Annotated in this window: 21 protein-coding genes and 1 pseudogene; 10 read left to right on the top strand and 12 right to left on the bottom strand. The window is 74.9% G+C overall.

Going from position 1 to position 23160, the window contains the following annotated elements; all coding sequences use genetic code 11:
- Nucleotides 1-19: 19 nt before the first annotated feature.
- The 4 genes from O7598_RS01095 to O7598_RS01080 all read right to left on the bottom strand — a co-directional run bounded on the left by O7598_RS01095 (nt 20) and on the right by O7598_RS01080 (nt 4694).
- On the bottom strand, nt 20-1951 hold the full coding sequence (locus tag O7598_RS01095) for a hypothetical protein (RefSeq protein WP_269689597.1): 1932 nt from the start codon (nt 1949-1951) through the stop codon (nt 20-22).
- Nucleotides 1952-2084: 133 nt separating this feature from the next.
- Nucleotides 2085-3089 (bottom strand): glycine betaine ABC transporter substrate-binding protein, encoded by a 1005-nt coding sequence (locus tag O7598_RS01090; protein WP_269689596.1) that lies wholly within the window; start codon nt 3087-3089, stop codon nt 2085-2087.
- A 199-nt stretch (nt 3090-3288) separates the two neighbouring features.
- Nucleotides 3289-4011 carry an ABC transporter permease gene (locus tag O7598_RS01085; protein ID WP_269689595.1) on the bottom strand — a complete coding sequence of 241 codons (723 nt, stop codon included), beginning with the start codon at nt 4009-4011 and terminating at the stop codon, nt 3289-3291.
- Nucleotides 4008-4694: an ABC transporter permease gene (locus O7598_RS01080; RefSeq protein WP_269689594.1), complete on the bottom strand. Its 687-nt coding sequence runs from the start codon at nt 4692-4694 to the stop codon at nt 4008-4010. The genes O7598_RS01085 and O7598_RS01080 overlap by 4 nt, the downstream gene beginning before the upstream one ends.
- A 2-nt stretch (nt 4695-4696) precedes the next feature.
- Here O7598_RS01080 and O7598_RS01075 point away from each other — a divergent pair, with 2 nt between their 5' ends.
- Nucleotides 4697-5689 carry an ABC transporter ATP-binding protein gene (locus O7598_RS01075; RefSeq protein WP_269689593.1) on the top strand — a complete coding sequence of 331 codons (993 nt, stop codon included), beginning with the start codon at nt 4697-4699 and terminating at the stop codon, nt 5687-5689.
- A 72-nt stretch (nt 5690-5761) separates the two neighbouring features.
- Here the strand turns inward: O7598_RS01075 and O7598_RS01070 are convergent, their stop codons facing one another.
- From O7598_RS01070 to folP, 7 genes are all read right to left on the bottom strand, one after another.
- Nucleotides 5762-6253: a hypothetical protein gene (locus tag O7598_RS01070; RefSeq protein ID WP_269689592.1), complete on the bottom strand. Its 492-nt coding sequence runs from the start codon at nt 6251-6253 to the stop codon at nt 5762-5764.
- Between the two features lie 82 nt (nt 6254-6335).
- Nucleotides 6336-6638, bottom strand: a complete 303-nt coding sequence (locus tag O7598_RS01065) for a hypothetical protein (protein WP_091070141.1) — start codon at nt 6636-6638, stop codon at nt 6336-6338.
- Nucleotides 6639-6700: 62 nt separating this feature from the next.
- Nucleotides 6701-7936 carry an ABC transporter permease gene (locus O7598_RS01060; RefSeq protein ID WP_269689591.1) on the bottom strand — a complete coding sequence of 412 codons (1236 nt, stop codon included), beginning with the start codon at nt 7934-7936 and terminating at the stop codon, nt 6701-6703.
- A 117-nt stretch (nt 7937-8053) separates the two neighbouring features.
- Nucleotides 8054-8542, bottom strand: a complete 489-nt coding sequence (locus tag O7598_RS01055; protein ID WP_269694704.1) for a DUF3180 domain-containing protein — start codon at nt 8540-8542, stop codon at nt 8054-8056.
- 38 nt (nt 8543-8580) lie between these two features.
- A complete protein-coding gene (folK, locus tag O7598_RS01050) occupies nt 8581-9108 on the bottom strand; it encodes a 2-amino-4-hydroxy-6-hydroxymethyldihydropteridine diphosphokinase (protein ID WP_269689590.1) in 528 nt (175 codons plus the stop codon).
- On the bottom strand, nt 9105-9464 hold the full coding sequence (gene folB, locus O7598_RS01045) for a dihydroneopterin aldolase (protein ID WP_269689589.1): 360 nt from the start codon (nt 9462-9464) through the stop codon (nt 9105-9107). Before folB ends, folK begins: the two co-directional genes overlap by 4 nt.
- Nucleotides 9461-10348, bottom strand: coding sequence for a dihydropteroate synthase (gene folP, locus O7598_RS01040; RefSeq protein WP_269689588.1), 888 nt, complete (start codon nt 10346-10348; stop codon nt 9461-9463). The genes folB and folP overlap by 4 nt, the downstream gene beginning before the upstream one ends.
- A gap of 359 nt (nt 10349-10707) precedes the next feature.
- On the opposite strand from folP, the gene O7598_RS01035 reads away from it, so the two are divergent.
- The 7 genes and pseudogenes from O7598_RS01035 (at nt 10708) to O7598_RS01005 (ending at nt 19103) form a co-directional block, all read left to right on the top strand.
- A complete protein-coding gene (locus O7598_RS01035; protein ID WP_091070155.1) occupies nt 10708-11022 on the top strand; it encodes a hypothetical protein in 315 nt (104 codons plus the stop codon).
- A gap of 14 nt (nt 11023-11036) precedes the next feature.
- Nucleotides 11037-11399, top strand: a complete 363-nt coding sequence (locus tag O7598_RS01030; RefSeq protein ID WP_089157613.1) for a hypothetical protein — start codon at nt 11037-11039, stop codon at nt 11397-11399.
- A gap of 49 nt (nt 11400-11448) precedes the next feature.
- Nucleotides 11449-14823 carry an ATP-binding protein gene (locus tag O7598_RS01025; RefSeq protein WP_269689587.1) on the top strand — a complete coding sequence of 1125 codons (3375 nt, stop codon included), beginning with the start codon at nt 11449-11451 and terminating at the stop codon, nt 14821-14823.
- Nucleotide 14824: 1 nt separating this feature from the next.
- Nucleotides 14825-16764 (top strand): annotated as a pseudogene (locus tag O7598_RS01020) (MFS transporter).
- Nucleotides 16761-17321, top strand: coding sequence for a hypothetical protein (locus O7598_RS01015; RefSeq protein WP_269689586.1), 561 nt, complete (start codon nt 16761-16763; stop codon nt 17319-17321). The pseudogene O7598_RS01020 and the gene O7598_RS01015 overlap by 4 nt, the downstream one beginning before the upstream one ends.
- Nucleotides 17318-18493 carry a M23 family metallopeptidase gene (locus O7598_RS01010; protein ID WP_269689585.1) on the top strand — a complete coding sequence of 392 codons (1176 nt, stop codon included), beginning with the start codon at nt 17318-17320 and terminating at the stop codon, nt 18491-18493. The genes O7598_RS01015 and O7598_RS01010 overlap by 4 nt, the downstream gene beginning before the upstream one ends.
- 10 nt (nt 18494-18503) lie before the next feature.
- Nucleotides 18504-19103: a hypothetical protein gene (locus tag O7598_RS01005; RefSeq protein WP_269689584.1), complete on the top strand. Its 600-nt coding sequence runs from the start codon at nt 18504-18506 to the stop codon at nt 19101-19103.
- Between the two features lie 6 nt (nt 19104-19109).
- On the opposite strand, the gene O7598_RS01000 is transcribed toward O7598_RS01005, so the two are convergent.
- Nucleotides 19110-19667 carry a hypothetical protein gene (locus O7598_RS01000; RefSeq protein WP_269694703.1) on the bottom strand — a complete coding sequence of 186 codons (558 nt, stop codon included), beginning with the start codon at nt 19665-19667 and terminating at the stop codon, nt 19110-19112.
- Nucleotides 19668-19881: 214 nt separating this feature from the next.
- Here O7598_RS01000 and O7598_RS00995 point away from each other — a divergent pair, with 214 nt between their 5' ends.
- Nucleotides 19882-22407, top strand: coding sequence for an FtsK/SpoIIIE domain-containing protein (locus O7598_RS00995; RefSeq protein ID WP_269689583.1), 2526 nt, complete (start codon nt 19882-19884; stop codon nt 22405-22407).
- Complete coding sequence (locus tag O7598_RS00990; RefSeq protein ID WP_269689582.1) at nt 22407-23108, top strand: hypothetical protein; 702 nt, start codon at nt 22407-22409, stop codon at nt 23106-23108. The genes O7598_RS00995 and O7598_RS00990 overlap by 1 nt, the downstream gene beginning before the upstream one ends.
- Nucleotides 23109-23160: the final 52 nt, after the last annotated feature.

The raw sequence follows: 23160 nt of genomic DNA, 5'->3' as shown, positions 1-23160 counted from the left end.
TCGGAGGACGCGCGAGCGGTCAGCGCCAGCGGTCGGCGGGATCCCCGGGCGGTTGCCCGTAGGTGCCCGGCTCCGGCCGGCGCCCTCCCGGCTCGGGCTGCCGCCACTGCGGCTCCGGCTGCCGCCGATCCGGCTCGGGATGCCGCCACTCCGGCCCGGGCCGGCGCCATTCCGGCTGGCCGCTGCGCTGGGTCGGCGGTCGCCACTCGTCCGGCACCGGCAACCCACCGGCCGGCAATGCCGGCGGGCTCTCCGGCGACCGACCGGAAACGCCGTGGGACGGCTCCGGGTCGTGCCACGGGGACGCCGAGCCGCCGTACGACGGCTCCGGGTCGTGGCGGCGCGGCGAACCGCCGTACCCACCGGGGGCGCCCCGGACCTCGGCCCAGCGGTCCTCCACCCGGTACTCGGTGCCGTCGCCGTCCGCGTGCACCGCGGCCCGCCGCTCACCGACCCGGTACTCCCGGCCCTGACCGTCGTCGCGGACCGCCGCCCAACGGTTGCCGGCGCGCAGCTCGGACCAGTTCTCTCCACCCGGCTCGGCGGGCGCGGCCCGGCCGTACCGCTCGGGCGGCTCCTCCCGGCCGTAACGTTCGACCGGCTCCTCCCGGCCGTACCGTTCGGGCGTCGCCCGGCCGTACTGTCCGGCCGGCGGCCAGGCCGGCGCCGGTGGCTCCTCCACGAGCCGGGCCGGGTCGTCGCCGGCGGACCAGCCGTCGTCCGCCGACCGCGCCGACCAGCCCCGCTCACCGGCGGCGGACCTGCCGACGCTCGCCCAGGGATGCTCGCCACCGGCCCACGAGGAACCGTCGCCGGCCCACGAGGAACCGTCGCCGGTCCACCCGGAACCGTCGCCGGTCCACCCCGAGCCGCCGGCCCGTCCGGAACCGGCGCCGGCCCACCCGTCGGTCGAGCCGCCCGGCCGGAAGCCGTCGTCCCGGGAGTCGTCGTCGTGCGCGCCGGGCCAGGGCCGCTCCGCGCCGGAGGCGGCCCGCAGGCTCCCCGGCCAGCCGTCCGGGTCGGCACCGGACCGTGGCCGGTCGTCCCGGTACTCGGCCGGGTCCCCGCCACGCGGTCGCTCCTCCGCCGGCGGTGTCCAGCGACCCGAGAATCCGCCGTACCGGGAACCGGACCCGTCGCCCACGATGGTGTGCCGCGTGGTGACGTGCACGGTCTCGGTGTGGTGGACCACGCCGACCGGACGGGAATCCGGCCGCGCCCCCGGCTCGGGGGCCCGGGCCGCCCCGTAGACGCCGGCCGAGGCGCGTCCGGCGGGCCGTGCCGGCTCGGCGCCGTGACCGGCGAAGCCGGTGTGTTCCTCGTCGTGGTCGACCGACCGGTCGCGCCCCGCGCCACGGGGCTCGGGGCGGGCCCGACCCTCGGCGGCGTACGCGTCGGAGCCGGTCCGCTCGACGTCGTGCCGGCCCGCCCGCGCCGGCTCGGCCCGCTGGTCGGCGCCGTATCGCCCGCCGGGTTCGGGCTCGGCACGGCCGGTCGGATGCGCCGGACCCGCCTCGTACGCCCCGGCCACCGGCACCCGGGCCCGACCACCCGGCCGTTCCTCGGCGGGCGCGGCGGCCAGGCCCGCCGCCGCCGCGTCGAGCCGGTGGCGAACCGCGCCGGCCGCTTCCTCCGCGCGGCGCGCCTGGTCGAGGGCCTGGTTGCCGCGCTGCGCGGCGGCCACGATCTCGGCCCGCAGCTCGCGGCGGAGCTCTTCCAGCTCCTCGCGCAACTCCTCGGCGTCAGCGCCGTTCTCGGCCCGCAGCGCGATGGAGAGGCCGATCAGCACCACGGCGAGGATCGCGAGCACCGCACCGAACCGGAGCGTGCCGTTGCCGTCGGCGATCAGCAGGATGAGCGCGGCCAGCGGCGCCAGCCCCACGCCGATCCAGAACAGGACGGTGAGCAGCGTCGGGGTGCGCTTGTCGGCGGGGGCGACCGAGGCGGGCATGGGAGTGCAGAGTACCGAGAGTTCCACCGGAGGGGAACGGGTCGGCGCGCTCCGGTGCACGGAGCGCTGAGCGTGCTGCCGCCCGGCTGGGGACGCCGCCGGCCGGCCGGTGCGACCGGCCGGCGGCGGTGGGTCAGCTCGTGGCGAGCGCGGCGTCGGAGGAGAACACCAGGCCGACGCTGGCGGAACCGGTCTTGAGAGCGTTCTTGGTCTGCGGGCCGCCCGCGTCCAGCGAGCTGAACGAGCCGGCCTTGAAGTCGTAGACCTCGACGAGACCGGCCTGGCACTTCGGCCGCTGCGGGCACTCCGGCGGACCGGCCAGCACGGTGGCCTGACCGGAGCACTTCGCGGCCAGATCGGAGAGGGTGGACACGCCGTACTTGTCGGCGAACGCCTTGGTGACCGCGAAGGCGTTCTGGTCCTGCGCCTGGGACGGCTGGCCGAACACCAGACCGGCCTTGTCGCCCTCGGTCTTGAGCGCCGAGACCGTCTTCTCCAGCTCGGGCGAGGAGACCGGCTGCGCGTCCTTGCCGTTGGCCTTGGTGTTGAGGAACTCGGCCATGGTCGCGGCGTACTCCGGGACGACCTGGATCTGCCCCTTCTCCAGCGCCGGCTCGTAGAGCTCGCGGTTGCCGATGGTCTGCACCTTGACCTGGTAGCCGGCCGCGGTGAGGGCGATCTTGTAGAGCTCGGCGACGGTCTGGCTCTCGCTGAAGTTGCCCGCGCCGACCGTCACCTGGCCGCCCGGGCCCTTCTCGATGCCGTCGGTCACGCCGTTGGCGGCGGCGAACTCCTGCGCCGCCACCTGGGGCGTCTTGCGGTCGACGTCGACGGCCCGGTTGAGCTGGATCAGCTTGGGCGTGTCGAGCTTCGCGGAGGCCTTGTCCAGCGCGGCGACCAGCTGCGGGGTGGCCGCCTTCTTGTTGATCGCGGGGAGGACGTTGTCGGTGTTCTGGAGTTTCTTGTCGTCGGTGAGGACGACCAGCTGGTCACCCGCCACCGGGGCGCAACCGGCGCCCGAGGCGCCCGCCTCTGGGGCGTCGGTGCCGGACGAGCCGGCGTCGCCGCAGCCGGTGAGAAGGCTCGCCGCGACGAGAGCGCCGAAGGCACCCGCGGCCAGCCGTGAACGTGCGCGCATCAGGTGCCCGCCTTCCGTGTCCCGGCGCGACCCCTTCGGGCCGGCCGCGTGTCCGACGGGCGATCCGAACGCCGCCCGCGACTCCACCCAACATCCTCACGGACCCCACCGACAAATTCGGAGCGAATTTCGTCATCCGATCGTCACCGGCCGCCCGCGCGGCGGTGACCGCCGTCTCAGCGACCCCGGAGCGGACCCGTCAGCCGCCGGCCGTGGCCGCGGCGGCGCGGCGGTTCGCCCGCCGCCGGACCCGGCGCAGCGGACGCGGCGTGACCATCCGCTCCACCACCGCGAGCACGCCCTCGACCAGCATCGCCAGACCGGCCACCAGGACACCTCCGGCGATGATCTGGCCGCCGCCGGCCGCGATGTCGAGGCCGAAGCCGGCCCGGATGATCTGGCCCAGCCCGCCACCGTTGACGAACGACGCAAGCGCGGCGGTGGCCACCACCTGCACGGCCGCGGTCCGGAAACCGGCCGCCAGGTAGGGCACCGCGAGCGGCAACTCCACCCGGCGCAGCACCTGCCCGCCGGAGAGCCCCATCCCGCGCGCGGCGTCCCGGGCCTCCGGGTCGGCCTGGCGGACCCCGGTGTACGCGTTCGCCAGCAGCGGCGGCACCGCGAAGACCGCGAGCGCCACCACCACGGACGCGCGGCCGAACCCGAGGAAGGTCAGCGGCAGGATGGTGAGCAGGGCCAGGGTCGGGATCGCCAGGGTGACGTTGGAGACCAGCAGCACCAGCCCGCCGCCCCGGCCGCTGTGCCCCAGCCAGAGGCCGACCGGCCAGGCCACCAGGCAGCCGAGCAGCACCGCCAGGGCGGACATGCTCAGGTGCTCGCCGAGGCGGTCCAGCACCCCGCCGGGATTGGTCCAGTTCAACGGGTCGTTCAGCCAGGTCACGGCCGCCTGCACCGGGTTCATGAGATTCTCCCGCGCAGCCACGGGGTCAGCAGCCGACCGACCCCGGCCAGGATCAGGTCGAGCACCAACGCCAACAACACGCAGAGCACGGTGCCGGTCATGATCTGCGCCTTGTAGAAGTTGTTCTGGAAGCCGGCGAAGATGAGCTGCCCGAGCCCGCCCCGACCGACCACCACGCCGACCGTGACCAGCGCGACCGTGGACACCGTGGCCAGCCGTACGCCGGTGAGGATGCCGGGCAGCGCCAGCGGCAGCTCGATCCGGAACAACCGGCCCCACCGGCCGTAGCCCATGCCCTCGGCGGCCTCCCGCACCTCGGGTGGCACCTGGTTCAGGCCGGCCAGCGTGTTGCGCACGATGACCAGCAACGCGTACAGCGCCACCACGGTGAGCACGGTCGCCGCGCCGATGCCGAGGTAGGGCGCGAGGAAGGCGAACAGCGCCAGCGACGGGATCGTGTAGAGCACCCCGGTCAGCGCCAGGATGGACGCGGCCAGCGACCGGAACCAGTACGCTGCCACCGCGAGCGGCAGCGCCACCAGCGCGGCGATCACCACGGCCCGGCCGGTCAACCAGGTGTGCTCGCGCAACGCGGCGAGGATGCTGTCAGAGTTGTCCCGCACGTACTGCCAGGAGAACCACGGATTACCCGGGGCGGCCCGGTAGCTCAGGTGGAGGAACACACGTGGACGTTACCCCGGGGAGCGACACCGGTCACGGCGCCGCCTCGATCACGCTGGAGCGCATCCGCAAGCGCTACCCGGACGGCACCGAGGCGGTCCGCGAGCTGAGCCTCGAGGTCAAGGCCGGCGAGCTGGTGGTGCTGATCGGGCCGTCCGGCTGCGGCAAGTCCACCGTGCTGCGGATGATCAACCGGCTGATCGAGCCGACCGACGGGCGGATCCTGCTCGGCGACGACGACGTCACGAGGGTCGACCCGGTGACGCTGCGCCGCCGGATCGGCTACGTGATCCAGAACGTCGGCCTGTTCCCGCACCAGACCGTGGCCGCGAACGTGGCAACCGTGCCGGGGCTGCTGGGCTGGTCCCGGGACCGGACCCGGACCCGGGTCGACGAGCTGCTGGAGCTGGTCGGCCTCGACCCGGCGCAGTTCGGCAAGCGCTACCCGCACGAGCTCTCCGGCGGCCAACGGCAGCGGGTGGGCGTCGCCCGGGCGCTCGCCGCCGACCCGGTGGTGCTGCTGATGGACGAGCCGTTCTCGGCCGTCGACCCGATCGTCCGGACCCGGCTGCAGGAGGAGTTCCTCCGGCTGCAGGCCGAGGTCCGCAAGACCATCGTGCTGGTCACCCACGACCTCGACGAGGCGGTGCGGCTGGGCGACCGGATCGCGGTGCTGTCCGAGGGCGGCGTCCTGGAGCAGTACGACACGCCCGCCGCGCTGCTCGGCTCGCCCGCCTCGGCGTTCGTCCGCGAGTTCGTCGGCGCCGACCGGGGCATCCGGCGGCTGGCGGTCACCCCGGTGACCCACGCGGCGCTCGACCCGGTCCCGGCCGGCGACCGGGCCGGCCTGCCCACCGTGTCGCTGGGCAGCTCGGCCTACGACGCGCTGGGCGCGCTGCTCACCTCCGGCGCCGACCAGGCGGTGGTCACCGAGGACGGCCGACCGGTCGGCCTGCTCACCCGCGCCCGGGTGCTCGCCATGGGGGCGGTGGACTGATACCCGATCTGCCGGGTCAGGCCCGGCCGCCTCGGCCCGCCCGACCTGGCCAGGCCGACGATCCAGCCGGGATCAGGCCCGGCCGCCGAGGCTGGCCAGGCCGACGATCCAGCCGGCGAAGAAGCCGTACGTGACGCCGGCGCTGGCGGCCTGGAAGGCGGCGTAGAGCGTGCCGCCCGGCCCGAGGAGCGTGGCGAGCAGCGCGGCGATGCCGGCCGCCAGGGCGTACGCGCCCCAGCCGGAGAGGAACTGGCTGCCCGAGGCGGCCACCCGGTCCACCTGCGGGCCGGGCAGCAGGTAGAGCAGCGCCGCGGCCGCCACGATCAGCAGGATCGCCCGCAGGTTGGCGGTGAGCAGCCCTTCGTCCGCGTGCCAGCGCCAGGCCGGCCAGGCCAGCAGCCGCAGGAACCAGCCGCCGGCGCCGGTCGGGTCGGTGTGGCCCTGTGCCCAGCCCACGTACATCGGGCTGCCGCCGACCGCGACGAGCAGGAACGCGGCGAGCGTGCCGGTGCCGGCGGCCGTGCCGTACCGGCCGACGGTGCGGGGGCGGTTGGTGAGGGCCATGGAACGGTCAGTTCCCGGGCCGCCGCGCCGGGCAAACCTGCCCCACCGCGCGGCCGCCGCCGGCCGCCGGACGGCCACCGGATCAGTGCTTCATCAGGTAGTCGATGAAGGCGGCGCGCAGCAGCGGCGCGGACTCGTCGTAGCCGTGCCCGGTCAACTCGCGCCACAGCGCGTTGGCCTCGTCGATGGTCGGCCCGACCGAGTTCGGCGCCCCGTCCAGGGCGGCGGCCTCGTCGGCGTTCGGCAGGTGCCGCAGCACCGACCAGAAGAACCCCACGTCGCGACGCTCCCGGGCCAGGTGGAACGCCTGCTCGCGCAGCTCCTCGGTGGAGAGCTTGTCGAGCTCGTCGAAGGTACGGCCGCCGGGGGCAGGAGTCTCCGTCATGCCGCCGAGCCTAACCGGCGAGATCAGCTCCGGCCCGCCGGACGCGACGCCCCCGGCCGGCGTCAGCGGTCGTCGGCGTCCCAGCGTCGCGGCTCGCTCTCCCAGCGCGGCGCCTCCCACGCGTCGACGGGCGTGTCGGTGTCGGTGCGCATCGGCAGCACCGACGGCCAGGTGTCGGCCGGCTCGGGCGCCGGCGTCATGGCCCAGCCGCTGCTGAGCGTGCCGTCGCCGGTGGGCCGCTGCGGTCCGGACGTGCGCGGGCCGGGCGGTGCCGGACGGGGTCGGCCGAACGTCTCCACCAGGCGGGTGACCAGCAGCCCGACGCCGAGGGCCGCGCCGCCCACCGCCCACCGGCTGACCGTCCAGTCGTGCGCCACGGCCCAGGCCAGGAACACCACCACCAGGCAGACCGAGAGCAGGGCGCCGAAGATGCCGCCACGCCGGCCGTACGCGCTGGTGCCGCCGAGCAGCACCGCGCCGACCGCCAGCACCGACCAGTCCAGGCCGGTGCCCGGCGCGACAGTGCCGTCGCCGTTCGCGGCGATCAGCATCCCGCCGAACATGGCCAGCACCGTGGAGCCGACGAGCGCCAGCGCGGTCACCGAGGCGGCCACCGCGCCACGCCGGCGGGCCGGGTCGGCGACCGGACGGAACCGGCCGATCAGCCGGCGCACCGGTTTGATCGCGCCGAAGAGGCCACCGAGGACGGCCACCGCGGCGAAGCCGACGAAGAGGTAGAGCGCGGCGCGCCGCGGGTCGTAGTCGCCCTGGACGGTGACCGGGGCGGTCCGCCGCTCCAGCCAGACGATCACGCCGGCCGCGCCGGCCAGGCTCGCCGCCCAGCCGGGCACGTGCAGCACCACCACGGCCAGGGCGAGCGCCAACCCGGCGACCGCCGCCACCGCGAGCGCCGGGAGCAGCACCTCCCGGGCGCCCCGGTCACCCTGCTCGGCGTAGTGCAGCGCGGCGGCCAGCGCGACCGGGCCGATCGCCAGGTTCACCGCGGCCGCCCGCAGGCTCAGACCGGCGGCCAGGGTGAGCAGGCCGAGCCCGGCCACGTCGACAAGCAGCGTCTTCAGCGCCCCGCCGTGCAACGCGTCCGAGTCTTCCCGCCAGAGCAGCCAGGTCACCGCCGCCAGCCCGGCGAGCAGCACGAACTCCCAGACCACGTGCACCGCGATCCGGTCCCGGCCGGGCTCGCCGTGGGTCGGGTCGTCGAAGACGTTCTCCAGCACCGCGGCGGGCACGCCGGACGACGTCTCCGGTGGGACCGTCCGGCCCGACTGGTCGTACCCCATTGGCCCGCGCCTCCCAGGTGGCCGCGTCCGGCCCACTCCTCGGGCGGACCGTGGCGGCCGTCGCTCTCCGGTCGCCACGGACGGTACCTGCGGGCGGGAGGTGGCGGAACCCTCGGATCAGCGGCGTCCGCGCGGCGTCTCCCGGTCGCCCGGTTCCCGGTCCTCGTCGTCCTCCTGCTCGGGCACCCGGCACGAGCGTTCCAACCAGAGTGCGGCCACGACCAGGGCCAGCGAGGCGACCAGCCCGGCCATCGCGGCCGGGCGGTCGCCGACGGCGGCGTTGGTCCGCTCCACGAACAGCCAGCCGGTGAGCCCGGCGTAGAAGCCGGTGAAGATGGCTCCGGCCAGCGCGGACGCCTTGGCGAGCACCACGAACCGGGCCACCAGCAGCGGGTTCACCGGTTCCCGGCCGGGTCGCCGCTCGATCCGGCTGCGGGTGTTGGCCGCCGCGTAGCCCTCCAGCACGGCCAGCCCGGCCAGCGTGATCACCGGCAGCCAGGGCAGGTCCGGCGCGAAGTCGTAGTAGAAGCCGCTGATCAGCAGCCAGGCCACCGCGGCGGCGGCCAGACCGGCCACCACCAGCGTGGAGACCCGGGTCGGACCCATCCGGAAGCGGTCGGGGTCCTGCGGGTTCCGGGCCGTACTCATGCGTCCGACTCTAGCGTCAGATCGGGTCGCGGGCTCAGTTCCAGGGCGTCGCCGGCCAGCGGCTCGGCGTTGAGCAGGTCGGTCAGCCAGCCGTGCCCGGGCAGCCGGCCGTGCGGCTCGATGTCGATCCACGGCCGCAGCACGAAGGCCCGCAGGTGGGCGCGCGGGTGCGGCAGGGTCAGCTCGGGGTCGTCGGCGAGCACCGGCTGCCCGGCGTCGTCCCAGACCGCGATCACGTCCACGTCGAGCGTGCGCGGCCCGTACCGGCGGGCCGGGTCGCGGGTCCGCCCGGCCGCCGCCTCGGCGGCCCGGGCCCGGGCCAGCCAGTCGCCCGGCGCCGCCGCCGGGTCCGCCACCATCACCGCCGCGTTCAGGTACGCCGGCTGCTCCGCGTCCCCCCACGGTGGAGTCGCGTAGACGCCGGAGACCAGCAGCACGTCGTCGCCGAGCGCGGCCACCGCGGTTCGCAGGTGGTCGAGGCGGTCGCCGAGGTTGCTGCCGATCGACAGCACGGCCCGGGTCACCGGGTACGCCGCATGGTGACGGCCACGTCCCGGAAGGCGTGCGGGATCGGGGCCTCCGGCTTGTGCACGGTCACCGTCGCGGCGGCGACCCGCGGCTCGGCCAGGCAGATCGCGAGCAGCCGGTCGGCCAGCGTCTCGATCAGGTTCACCGGCTCGCCGGTGACCACCGCGACCAGCCGTTCGGCGAGTTCGCCGTAGTGCACGGTGTCGGTCACGTCGTCGGAGCGGGCGGCCGGGCCCAGGTCGAGTTCGAGCACCGCGTCGACCACGAACTCCTGCCCCTGGGCGCGCTCGAAGTCGTAGACGCCGTGCCGGCCGTGCGCGCGCAGGCCGGTCAGCTCGATCCGGTCGGTCATCGGTGCCCTCCGCTGCCGGCGCCGGCCACCCCGGCCCGCGTCGTGGTCGCCAGCCGCGGGCGGCCGGTGGCGCGCCAGACGGCGAGCGCGTCGGCGGTGCCGCGCACGTCGTGCACGCGTACCCCCCAGGCGCCGGCCGCCACGGCCAGCACGCTGGTCGCGATCGTCGCGGCCTCCCGCCCGGCGGTCGGGCGGGGATCGCCGGCCGGGCCGGCGAGCAGCCGGCCCAGGTAGGACTTGCGGCTGGAGCCGAACAGCACCGGGAAGCCGAGGTCGACCAGCTCGGGCAGGCGCGCGCTGAGTTCCCAGTTGTGCGCGGCGGTCTTGGCGAAGCCGAGCCCCGGGTCGACGATGATCCGGTCGGCGGCGACCCCGGCGGTGAGCGCCGCGTCGACCCGCCGGCCCAGCTCGGCCCGGACGTCGGCCACCACGTCGGTGTAGGTGGCCAGGTCCCGCATCTCACGGGCGTGCCCCCGCCAGTGCATGAGGACCCAGGGGCAGCCGGCGTCGCGGACCACCCGGGCCATGTCCGGGTCGGCGAGGCCGCCGGACACGTCGTTCACCACGTCCGCGCCGGCGGCGAGCACGGCCTCGGCGACCCGGGCCCGACTGGTGTCGATGCTGACCGGGATGCCGGCGGCGCTCAGCTCGCGGACCACCGGCAGCACCCGGGCGATCTCGGTCTCCGCGTCGATCCGGTCGGCGCCGGGCCGGGTGGACTCGCCGCCGACGTCGACGAGGTCCGCGCCGGCCGCGCGGAGTCGCACCCCGTGTGCGACGGCGGCGTCCAGATCGGCGTATCTGCCGCCGTCGGAGAAGGAGTCGGGGGTGACGTTGAGGACGCCCATCACCACCGGGGCGTCCGCTCGTACCAGATCGGTCACGGACCCGACAGTACCGTTCGCCGGCAGGGCTTCCGGCCACCGGGCGAGACCCGGATCCGGCGGCCCTGACGTGCACATTGGAACAGGTGTACGATTGGACGTCCGGGTCGTTCCGGGTCCACTCTTCGCGGCTTGTCGCAAAGGTGGCCGGCCCGTACGCTTTGGAATTGCCCAGCATCGAGATGGCGAAGCCTGGAGGGAGGGCCGAAGCGGGACGAATCCGCCCAGGACTCACCACCCTGCGTGGCGAGTGACGGACTCAGCGTCGAGTGCGCTGTTCCTGACGAGCACCATCCCGCCAGGCTTGCCTAACTGCACCACCGCGGCACCGCCGGCCGCGACCTTTGGGGAGGTTTCCAGTGATCGCCATCGAGCTCATGGCAACGGCGTCGACCGCCGTCGACCACGCGCTCCACACCCTGGCGTCGACTCCACTCGCCGAGCCGGCCCCGAAGGGCATCGACACCGACAACGTCGTCACCTTCTTCGCCAGCAAGGTCGCGCCGATCCTGCTCGCCGTGCTCGGCGTGATCTTCATCGGCCGGGCCAGCCGGGGTGAGATCTCCAAGGTGCTGACCAGCTCGGCCATCGCCATCATCGGGTTGGCCTTCATCGCCGGCGCGGCCACACTCTTCTTCGTCGGCGACTACCTGATCAACCTCATCTTCGAGTAGGGCGTTGGGCGACGATGCGGCTGCGCACCGACGACGACATCTACCGGGCACGCCTGGTCTACCTGGGCCCGCCCGGCTACACCCTTCCCGTCCACCTGCCGTACGCCCAGTACGGCCTGTTCATGCTGCTCGTACCCCTCTACGTGTTCATCCACTGGTTGTTCACGCTCCAGGTCGAGCTCTTTCCCGCCTGGGAGATCTCGCTCGCCATCGTGACGACCTCGTTCATCTTCCGGTACGTCGACCCGGACCGGCCGGCGCGCATGGTCATCCGGACCGCGCTGACCGACTGGCGACGCACCCGGGAGCCGGCCGCCGAGCTGCGGGACCCGCGCCTCGTCGCGAGCCGGATCAGGATCCGGGAGGAACTGGCATGACCGGGCGTACACCGACGGTGCAGACGAACGACGCGGGTGAGGCGGTCGCATGAGTCGCTCTTCCACGCCGGGTTCCCCGGCCGGGCGCCCGGCCGGGCCGCCCGGTCACCGTGCGCGATCGTTCGAATACGCAGACGTCGAGGAGGCGGACGAGGTCGTCCTGGACCCGGCGCTCGTCACCAGCCCCGGGCACGGTCGGGTGGGCGTCTTCCAGCCACCTCGCCCCCTCGCCGCGCGCGGCGCGGAACCGCGCGAGCCGGTACGCCCCGACGGCGACATCGACTCGCCCTTCCTCGACCTGTTCGGCGGCGCGTCCCCCCGGGTCCGTCGCCCCGCCACCCCGCCGGTCACGCCTGCGGAGCCGGTGGTGGCGCCGCCCCGGCGGGGGGTGGGCCGCGACGCCCTGCCGATCCCGCACCAGCCCGTCGCGCCGGTCCAGTCGGCGCCCCCGGCCGATCCCGAACCGCCGTCCCGCGAGCAGACCCCCGGCGCACGCGCGGTCGGGCGGCCCCGGCCGGAGCCCGCGATCGCCGCGCCCCCGACGCCGCCCGCGATCGACCCGCCGCCCGCGACCCGCAGCCGGGTGCCGCTCCAGGCCGGTGACCGGCTGCCCGCGCTCCGGCCCACCGCCGAGCCGGAGCCGGCCGCCGAGTCCGTCACGGCGCCCGCACCGGCACACGCTCCCGCCCACCACACCGAGCGGCGGGAGCCGGAACCCGAGACGGTGGACGCGTACCCGATGCCGGCCGTGCCGTCGCGCGAGGTCGGGCGCCCGGCGCACCGTGAGGTGGCACCGCCCCGGCAACGCTCCGCCGAACGCCGCGACAAGCCGGCCAAGCCGGTCCGGGTCCGCGCCCCGAAGATCAAGTTCGGTGACCGGGACCCGTCGGTCGAGCTGGCCATCACCGAGATCGCCGGCCACCTCACCTTCACCCCCAACACCGTCACCGCGTGGTACTGGCTGCCCGAGGTGCGCTGGGCGTTCCGCCCGGACGCGGAACGCGAGGCGCTGCTCTCGGCGATCTCCGAGCAGTACGCCGGCCTGGCCGGCTTCCGCCTGCACCTGCGCCGCACCACCCGCCCCTTCCCGGCCGACGAGTGGGCCCGCACCATCGACGGGCTCACCGCCGCCCCGCTGCCCGACGTGCCGGGCACCACCGGCTGGGCCGACCACCTGGTCGCCGCCCAGCGGCACCTGATGTCGGTCAACCACGCCGAGGGCCAGACCTACCTGGGCGTCACGTTCGCCCGCCGGTCCCTCGGCGACTCGCTCACCGAGCGACTGCTGCGCACGTTCGGCCGGGGCACCGCCGACGGTGAGCGGCGCCGGCTGGGCCGCACCGTCGAGCAGTTCGACGAGGTGCTCGGCGCGTTCGGCATGCGCGGTCGGCGGGTCAGCGCGCCCGAGCTGGAGTGGCTGCTCTACCGCTCGGTGGCGCTCTGCATGGCGCCGCCCGGCGTGCTCTCCCCGATCACCAACGGCCGGTGGGAACGCGGCGACCTGCTCGCCCTCACCGAGCAGGTCGAGCGCTACCGCACGCCCTACGGCTCCACGGTCAAGCTGGTCAACCGGATGACCGGCGAGGAACGGCACGTGGCGGTGCTCGCGGTCGGCCGGATGGAACCGCTGGAGATCCCCGAGCGGCACGAGCCCTGGCTGCACTTCCACGAGCGGCTGCCGTGGCCGATGGAACTGTCCACCCGGGTCGACATCCTCGGCCCCAACGACTCCTTCCGGAACCTCGAACACCGGCTCCGGATGATCCGCTCCCAGCAGCTCGACTACGCCGAGCACGGCATCGACGCGCCGCCCGAGCTGGAACGGCTGGCCAAACGGGCACTGGTCATCGGCGACGAGATGACCACCGGGCTGCCGGTCGACTCGGCCCGCGCGCACGGCTGGCACCGGATCGCGGTCGGCGGTCGCACCCGGGAGGAGTGCCTGGAGCGGGCCCGCCGGCTCATCCAGCTCTACTCCCGCGAGCTGCGGATCTCGCTCCAGCACCCGAAGAACCAGGACTGGCTGGCCCGCGAATTCATCCCCGGTGAGCCGATCGCCAACACCGGCTACGTGCGACGGATGCCGGTCAACCTGCTCGCCGCCGCGCTGCCCCAGGCCGCCAGCACCGTCGGCGACCGCCGCGGCGACCTGATCGGCCGCACCGCCGGCACCTGCCGCCGCCCGGTCTTCCTCGACCTGCACTTCCCGATGGAGGTCCGCGAGCGATCCGGCCTCGCCGTCTTCGTCGCCGAGCCGGGCGGAGGCAAGTCCACGCTGCTCGGCGCGCTCGGCTACCTGTCCGCGCGGCGCGGCGTGCAGGTGACGCTGCTCGACCCGTCCGGCCCGCTGGCCCGGCTCTGTGCCATGCCCGAGCTGGCGCCCTACTCGCGGGTGCTCAACCTGACCGGCTCGGAGCAGGGCACGCTGGCGCCGTACGCGCTGATCCCCACGCCGCTGCGCAGCGAGTTCACCACCGGACCGGCCGGCGACCGCGAGTTCGAGATCGCCGTCTCCAACGCCCGGGCCGAACGCCGGATGCTGGTGCAGGACATCTGCATGATGCTGGTGCCGCCGCAGGTGGCCCGGGAGGCGTCCACCGCCACGCTGTTCCGGCACGCGGTCCGCCAGGTGCCGGCCGAGGAGACGTCCACCCTGGACGACGTGGTCACCTGCCTCCAGGGCCTCGACGACGACGCCGGGCGCGAGCTGGCGAACCTGCTGCTCGATACCGCCGAGATGCCGCTGGCCATGCTCTTCTTCGGCCGGCCGCCGGAGGGGCTGCTCGGCGCCGACGCCGCGCTCACCGTGATCACCATGGCCGGGCTCCGGCTGCCCGACCTCAAGATCGAGCGGGAATACTGGTCGGCCGAGGAGGCCCTGGCCCTGCCGATGCTGCACACCGCGCACCGGCTCGCGGTCCGCCGCTGCTACGGCGGCTCGATGTCCTCCCGCAAGCTCGTCGGCCTGGACGAGGCCCACTTCATGGAGGGCTGGCGCTCCGGCCGGTCGTTCCTGGTCCGACTCGCCCGCGACTCCCGCAAGTGGAACCTGGCCGCGCTCGTCGCCTCGCAGAACCCGAAGGACATCCTCGGCCTCGACGTGCAGAACCTCGTCTCCACCGTCTTCGTCGGCCGCATCGCCGAGGACAGCGAGATCGCCTCCGAGGCGCTCCGGCTGCTGCGGGTGCCGGTCGACGACGGCTACGAGGCGACCCTCGCCTCGCTCTCCCAGGCCGACAGCGGCTCGGCGAACCGGCTCGGGTTCCGTGAGTTCGTCATGCGCGACGTCGACGGGCGCGTGCAGAAGGTCCGGGTCGACGTGTCGTACGTCGACGGGCTGCTGAAGCACCTGGACACCACCCCCGCCGCGGTCGCCCAGGCCGCCGGGCAACTGCCGACCGTGCTGGCTGATCTGGAGGCGTGACATGGCGAGGGCCCGGGCACGGATCGCGGCGCTCCTCATCGCTCTCGGCGTACTCGCCGGAGCCACGATCTCCTGGCCGCTGATCGGCGCCACACCCGCGTCCGCGGCCGGGCCGACCACCCAGGCCCGGGCCGAGCTGTGCAGCACCAAGGAGTGGCAGACCGACTTCCGGGCCTGCGTCGACCGGCTCAAGGCGGTCAGCGAGGACCAGGTCGAGTGCCGGAACGCGCCGGTCCCCGGCGCGCCGGACTCCGGCCTGGCCGGCTGGTTCGCGTCCCGGCCCGACTCGGCCAAGCAGCCCGGCCCGAAGGGCCTCTACAGCGACTACGGGTACGCCGGTTACAGCTACACCACGTACGACGTGGACGGCGGCTGCGCCTCGTCGGTGCTCCATCCGGACTACCGCTTCACCACCATGGTCGCGAACGGCGAGTTCATGTTCGCCAACGCGGTGATCGGCGCGTCGAACGCGCTGCGGGAACGCGCGTGGGATCCCCGGACCATGTGGCGCTGGGCGGACCCGCTGGTGGAGCAGGCCACCAAGGCCGTCTACCAGAAGGTGTTCAGCGTCTTCGGGATCATCACCATCTGCGTGGTCGGCCTCTACCTGCTCTGGCGCTCTCGCCAGTCGGACATGAGCAACGCGATGACCACGGCCGGCTGGGCCATCCTGGTGATGGTGGCGGTGACCGCGTTGGCCGCGTGGCCGGTGAAGTCCGCGAACATCGCCGACAGCACGCTGATCACCACGCTCGGCGTCGTGCACGACGCGGTCGGCCCCGCCACCAGAGACATCCCGCCGGACAAGTGCGTCCTGCCCAACCCGAGCGCCTGCGTCGACAAGCGTCCGCCGGCCGTACGGGCCAGTGACACCGCGACCGAGACCATGCTCTACCGCAACTGGCTGCGCGGGGTGCTCGGCTCGGCGGACAGCGAGACCGCGAAGAAGTACGGCCCGGCCCTCTACGACGCCAAGTCGCTGACCTGGGACGAAGCTGCCTCGATCCGCGCCAATCCGGCCACGCGGGATGTGGTGATCAAGGCCAAGCAGCAGCAGTGGGCCCGGGTCGCCGAGCAGATCAAGTCGGAGGACCCGGAGGCGTACGAGTATCTCCAGGGCACCAAGGACATGGACCGGATCGGTGCCGGCTTCATCGCGGTCCTGGCCTCGCTGCTCTTCGCCATGTTCGACCTGACCGCGTCGGTGCTGGTGCTGCTCGGCTTCCTGATCTTCCGGTGGGCGGTGATCGCCGCGCCGATCCTCGGCACGGTCGGTCTGATGCGCCCGGCCAGCGCCGGGCTGCGCCGGCTCGCCAACGCCGTGGTGGCCGCCGTGTTCAACATCGCCATCTTCGGCACCGGCGCGGCCATCTACCTCTTCGCCGTCGATCTGATCATGAACACGGCCACGCTGCCCGGCTGGCTCCAGGTGGTCCTGGTCTGGCTCTGCGGCGTGGTGGGGTGGCTGCTGCTGCGGCCTTATCGGCGGATCACCCAGCTCGGCGGCAAGGACAGCAGCGAGGCCGTCAGCTCGGCCGGCTCGTGGCACCGCCGGTTCTTCCGGGACATGCGGGTCGCCGCCCGGCTGGACGTGGCCGAGCCCGGCGGCACCAACGAGCCGGCGCTCGGCCGGCGGCGCGGTGTCGTGGCCGACCAGCGCAGCCTGCGGCCGGAAGCCCGGCACGAGGATCCAGCGCACGCCGCCACGACTGTGGAACGGGAACGCCCGGACGGGCGGGAGCGGCCGGAGGAGGCACCCGCGCCCGAGCGCCGGGGCGGGCGTCCCACCGCCGCCCCCGACCGCGCCGTGCGCCGTCCACCTGGACCGAGCCGGACGTGCCCGAGGAGGTGCCCTCCTACGCCGTCTACCGGCCGGACTCGGCGGAACGCGGCACACCCGCCGCCCGGCCGGCACCGCGGATCCGCTCCGAGGCCAGGTGACACCGGTGCGACGGGCGGTGGAATTCCTCTTCACCCGGGTCCTCCGGTCCCGGATCGGCGTCGCGCTGGTGATCGCCGTCCTGATCTTCGGGGTGATCGGCGCGGCGCGGCTCGTCTCCGGTCCCGGCGAGCCGGGTGCCGGCGTGGCCGTCCGCCCCACCCAGCCGATCAGCACGGTGGACCCGGAGGCCGGTGAGGACGGGGTGCTGTCCAGCCCGCCTGCGGCGGTCGCCCCGCGGACCCGCCCGGGCGAGCCCACACCCCAACAGGTCGCCGAGCGCTTCACCGCCGCGTGGCTGACCGGCCCGGGCAGCACGGCCGACGCCTGGCAGGCCCGACTACGCCCGCTCTCCAGCCCCGCGCTGGTGGAGAAGATGACCGGCGCCGACCCGGAGACCGTGCCAGGGCGCCGGACCACCGGCCCGCCGACGCTGCGCCCCCGCACCGAGTCCTTCGTGGAGGCGTCCATCCCGCTGGACAACGGCACGCTCCGGCTCGAACTGGTCGCCCCGGACGGACCGTGGCTGGTGGACGCGGTCGACTGGGAGCGCTCGTGAGCACCGGGCCGGCCGTCGTCGCGCGGGCCCGCCGCAAACTGCGCGTGGGCGTGCTGGCCACCGCGGTCACCGCCGTGCTCGCGCTGCTCTGCTGCGTCGGCGGCGCCGGCGCGTTCCTCCTCACCGAGCTGGGCGGCGACCCGGAGGACCCGAAGCTCGCCGGCCTGAGCTGCGACCCCGCCTACCAGGTGAACCTGACCGGAGACATGCCACACTTCGCCGACTACGGCGAGAGCCAGCTGCGCAACGCCGCCGTCATCATCAAGGTCGGTCAGGACATGAAGCTGCCCGCCCGCGGCTGGGTGATCGCGCTGGCCACCGCGATGCAGGAGTCCGCGCTGCGGAACCTGGCCAACAGCACGGTGCCGGCGTCGCTGGCCCTGCCGCACGAGGGGGTCGGCGCCGACCACGATTCGGTGGGCCTGTTCCAGCAGCGGCCCGGCTGGGGCAGCGTCGAGCAGCGGATGACGCCCTCCTACGCGGCCCGCAAGTTCTACCAGAAGATGGCGAAGGTGCCGAACTGGCAGCAGCGACCGCTCAGTGTGGTGGCGCAGCGGGTGCAGGTCAGCGCGTTTCCCGACGCGTACGCCAAGCATGAGGGCCTGGCCGGACGGATCGTGGATGCGCTCGCCGGTGGAGCGGCCCGGACCGTCGAGATCGCCGGCAAGGCCGTCTGCGACGCCGCCGCCGGGGCCCGGATCGCCGCCTCCGGCTGGACCGCGCCGCTGCCCGGCGGCGTGGTGTCCGGCTTCCGCACCGAGGCCCGCCCGAGCCACGACGGCGTGGACCTGGCCGCGGGCAAGCGCACCCCGATCCACGCCGCCTCGGCCGGCCGGGTGCTGGTGGCCCGCTGCGACCCCGACCACTCCGGCCGGCGGGACTGTGACCGGGACGGCTGGCCGGACAAGGGCGGCTGCGGATGGTTCGTGGACATCCTGCACGCCGAGGGCTTCATCACCCGCTACTGCCACATGATCGAACGACCCCGGGTCCGCCCGGGTCAGCAGGTCGCGGCCGGCGAGGTGATCGGGCTCTCCGGCACCAGCGGCAACTCCTCCGGCCCGCACCTGCACTTCGAGGTGCACCACGACAGCGACCGGTCCAGCCGCAGCGCCCAGAACCCGGTGCCGTTCATGCGCGAACGGGGCGCGCCCCTGGGCGAGACCGAGTGAGGTCCCGCCGATGAGCAACCCGCTGCCCGATCCCTTCGCGGACCGGCCCGACTGGGCTCCGCTACCGCCCCGCCCGATCGATGTCGTGCCCGCAGTCGGCGGGGCCGAGCTGCGCGGTCGGCGTGTGCTGGTCGGCCTGCCCGGCCTCGGCTGGCGCGGTGACCTGCGGGCCGACGAGCGGGTGGTCCAGGGCAGCCGCACCTATGTGCCGGTCATCCCGGAGCACGAGTGGTACCGGGCCGAGTCCGAGCAGGTGGAGGTGTTCGCGCCGCTGGTGCCGGTGGAACGCGTCTGGGTCGAGACGGTCGGCGAGCGCCGGCCGCCGCCGACTCCCACCGGATCGGGCATCCGGCTGGTCTCGCTCGACGTGCCGACCCGCCGGCCGCCGACGCCGGTGTTCGAGGCCGACGCGGTGACCGGCCGGCGGGTGGTGCACGTGGACGGCGGCGCGGAGCGACGCGACCTGCGCGCGGTCACCGAGACCTACTCGGGCGCCGACGGCGACATCTGCGTCCGGGTGGCGCCGGAACTGGAGTGGTACCGCTGGGCCTGGCGCGGCCAGGCACCCACCACCCTGGAAGTGCCGGTCCACCTGCTCTGGCTGGAATAGACGGACCTAGGCGGCGCGCTGAGCCGCGCAGACGCCCCAACTGTCCCCGCGCCTCGTCTCGAACCGCCAGCCCTGCCGATCGCTCTGCGAGACGCCGTCAACGGAGGCGGAGATGATGAGTTCGACGTCGACCACCGCCACGTCGCCGGACTCTCGGGCGGTCAGCGGACCCCAACTCACCGAGATCGTCGTGCCGAACCGCTGTTCCCTGGCCACGAGGTCGTCGCGGAGCGCTCGCACACCGTCCAGGTCTGCCCGCCCGCCACAGGTGTACTCCTCCGCTTTGGTGTCGTTGCGTTCCTCGAAAAGTGCTTGGACGTAATTGGCCACCACCACGTCCGGGGCGCTGCGGTCCGGGGCGGTCGCCCGGTCGTACAGCACGAAGCCGACCACCGCGCCGCCCGTGCAGAGCAACGCCAACACCCCCGCGACGATCGCGAGCACGGTGCGCAGCGGGCGCTTCGGCCGCACCGGAGCCGGAGCGGGCGCGGGAGGCGCCATCTGCTCCGGCGGGGTCCGCTGCGCCGGTACGCGGGAGACCTGGGAACCGGCGGGGGGCTGCACTGATTCCACCTCCTGAGGCTATCGGCTGCGCGCCGCGTACCCAATGCCTCAGAACTGGCGGATCGTGGCGAACCGCCGGGCGGACGCCGGCCGGCTGCGGGGTGAGGCTGCTCACCGCCGCGCAGCTCACCGCGCCGACCGACATCCCGGTGGTCGACTGCCGGCTGGGTTACCGTCACAGCTCGGGGGGAAGATGTCGGCCTCGGGAAGAGAGGTGGACGCGGTGGCGACTCCGAAGGCACGCGCCGGCCGGGCCGCCGCGCTGCACCGTAGGGCCGAGGCCGCGGCGACGGCGGCGGCCGGCATCCTCGACGAGATCCGGCCCGCGCCGGCGGACCACCAGCGGCAGTACGAGTTGGCCGAGCGCCTACGGGCGGCGGCCGAGCAGGTGGCGCCCGGTTGGGCCGGCGCGCCGCTGGAGACGTTGACGTCGGCCACACCGCCGGGCGACGGCCCGCCGGCCTGTGTCCGGGTCGGCGCCGCCGCGCCGCTGGACGACGCCCGGTTCCCCGCGCTGGTGCCGCTGTTCGGCAGCGGCCACCTGAGCATCGACGTCGACGCCACGGATCCGCGGGTGGCGGGGCTGCTCCGAGCGCTGCTGCTGCGCCTGTTCGCGGCGACGCCGGCCGGCGCGTTGCTGGCCCGGGTGGTCGACGGCGGCCCCGGGGACACGTTCGCCGGCTTCGCGGCGCTCGCCGACGCGGGCCTGCTGCCGCCGCCGGCCACCGACCTCGCCGGGTGGCACGCGGTGCTGGCCGAGGCGGAACAGTGGGTGGCCGCGGGCACCGCCCGGCAGCGCGGTCACGACCGCACGCTGCTGCTCGTGGTGGCGTCCCTGCCGGACGACGCGACCCCGGCCGACCTGGAGCGGCTCGCCGAGCTGGCCGATCGGGGGCCACGTGCCGGGCTGCACCTGGTGGCCGCCGGCTGGCCCGTCGGCGGTGCGCTGCCCCGGGCCACCCCGCTCGCGGTGCGCACCGCGTACGCGCTGGTCGGTGATCCGCCCGCGGCCGGGTTCAGCAGTCCGGGCGCCGAGTCGCCGGGCGGGTTGAACTCGCCGGTGTTCGTGGACGAGGATCCGCCGGCCGAGCTGGTGACCGAGGTGTGCCGGCGGCTGGCCCGACAGATCGAGGACGGTTCCCGGCTGGCCCTGGCCGACCTGCTGCCGTCGGACGGGCTGTGGACGGTCGGCTCGGTCGACGGGCTCAGCACCACGGTGGGTGACGCGGCCGGGCGACCGGTGAGTCTCGGCTTCACCGAGCTGACCCCGCACTGGCTGGTGAGCGGCCGGTCGCAGGCGGGGCGGTCGGCGTTCCTCACCGACGCGTTGTTCGGGCTGGCCGCCCGGTACGGCCCGGACGAGCTGGCGCTCTACCTGACCGATCTCGGCGACGGCGAGTCCTTCGTGGAGTTCCTGCAGACCGAGCGGGACCGGTCCTGGGTGCCCCAGGTGCGCGCCGCCGGGGTGGCCGCCGACCGGGAGTACGTCGCGGACCTCTTCGGCGAGCTGGAGGCGGAGGTGCGCCGCCGCGAGGAGGCGTCCCGGCGGGCCGGCGGGCAGCGGTACGCCGAGCTGCGCCAGCATCAGTCGCTGCCCCGGATCGTCTGCGTGATCGACAACTTCCCGCTGGTGCTGCGCGAGCGGGACCGGCTCGCCACCGACCTGCTGGCCCGGCTGGACGCGCTGGCCCGCGCCGCCCGCTCGTACGGGATCCATCTGGTCCTGGCCGGCGAGGGTGACCTGGGCATCGGCGGCCCGCGTGATCCGCTGCTCGGGCAGTTCCCGGTGCGGGTGGCGCTTCCCGGCGGCTCGGCGGTGCTGGAGCCGGCGAACGACTCGGCGGCCGGCCTGCCGGTGGGCAGCGCGGTGGTCAACACGGCCGGTGGGCTGGGCGGCCCGCGCGGCGCGACCCGGGGTCACGAGCGGATGATCCGCTTCCCGGACCCGTACGGGGATCCGGAGGTTCTCACCGAGCTGCGGCGGCGGCTCTGGTCGGTGCGGCCGGAGGGGTCCGTCCCGCCGGTGGTGTTCGCCGGTTACGCCCGCCCGCTGCTCGCCAACGATCCGCGGCACCGGGCCGCGCTGGCCGGTCGGGTCCACGCGCCGGCCGCGCTGCTGGGCCGCGCGGTGGACGTCCGGCGCAGCACGGTGGCGGTGCCGCTCGGGCCGGGGGCCGGGCGGAACCTGGCCGTGCTGGGCCGCGACGAGGAGGCGGAGCGGCTGCTGGTCACCGCGGTGCGCAGCGCGGCGGCGGCGCAGCCGGAGCCGGGGCGGTTCGTGCTGGCACCGCTGGCGAACGGGTCGGCCGAGCCGGCCGGTGTGCTCGCCGCCGAGCTTGCCGGGCGGCACCGGGTGGAGACGGTCGACGCGGCCGGGCTGCGGGCGGCCATCGAGTCGGGAGAGCCGGGTTACCTGGTGGTGTTCGGGTCGGACGTGCCGGACGCCACCGAGCTGCCGCCGGAGTTGCTGCGCTCGCTGCTGCTGGAGGGGCCGCCGGCCGGCCGGCACCTGCTCGGCTGGTGGCGCACGCCGGCGCCACTGGCCGGGCTGCTCGGCCCGGACGGCGCGGTGGACAAGCTCACCGCCGTGGCGGTCACCGACGTGCCGGGTGGCCGGCTGGAGCGACTCTTCGACCGTCCGGTGTGGTGGGAGCCGCGCCCGGGCCGCGCGGCGCTCTGGGACGGTCCGGAGGAGCAGGGGACGGTCTTCGTGCCGTTCGGCTCCGGGGAGGCGGCCTGATGACCGAGACTCCGACGGCGGTGCCGGGGCCCCGGGTGGGTGACCCGACCGTGGTGGTGGACCCCGCCGAGTCGGCCTGGGCGGAATATGTCGCGGCCGCGCGGCAGCTCGACGGGGTACGCCGGTCGGCGGCGACCGCCGCCGGGGAGCAGGCCCGGTCGGTGGCGGCGGCCCGCGAGGAGCTGACCGGGGTACGCGAACGGTTGGCGTCCCAGCAGTCGCGGCTGCGCGATCTGGGGGTGCCGGCGATCTCCCTGGTGCCGACGCCGCCGGAGGTGACCGAGGCGGCCCGGTCGATGGCGGGTGGGCCGTCCGCCGTGCTGGCGGCGCTGCGCTCGGCCGGCGGCTGGGCGGACGCGGCGGACGACACGCTGTCCGCGCGGGGCCTGCCCCGCCTGGCCCGCTGGCCGTCCCGGCCGCGCAACCTGCTGGTGTACGGGCCGGTGGCGTTGGTGGTGCCACTGCTTCAGCTCGTCCTCCACGCGGTGGCCGGCCCGGGGCCGGTGACCGTGCTGGCGCTGCTGGTGGGGCTGCCGCTGCCGGCGGTCTCGTTCATGCTGGGCTGGCTCGCGGTGGGGCGGGTCTTCCGCCCGCGTCCGACCGACCGGGTGGACCGGACGCCCCGGTTCGGCGCCCTGGTCTGCCTGGTCCCGGCGGTGCTCACGGCCGCCGGGCTGCTGCTGGCCATGCTCCCGGGCTGACGCGTCCGGAGAGGGCGACGGCCGCGCCTCCCGTTTCCGGGAGCGCGCGGCC

The organism is Micromonospora sp. WMMC241 (assembly GCF_027460165.1).
GTDB lineage: Bacteria > Actinomycetota > Actinomycetes > Mycobacteriales > Micromonosporaceae > Micromonospora > Micromonospora humi.
The sequence above is the reverse complement of the archived record's forward strand: the minus strand, read 5'-3'. Positions and strand labels throughout refer to the sequence as shown.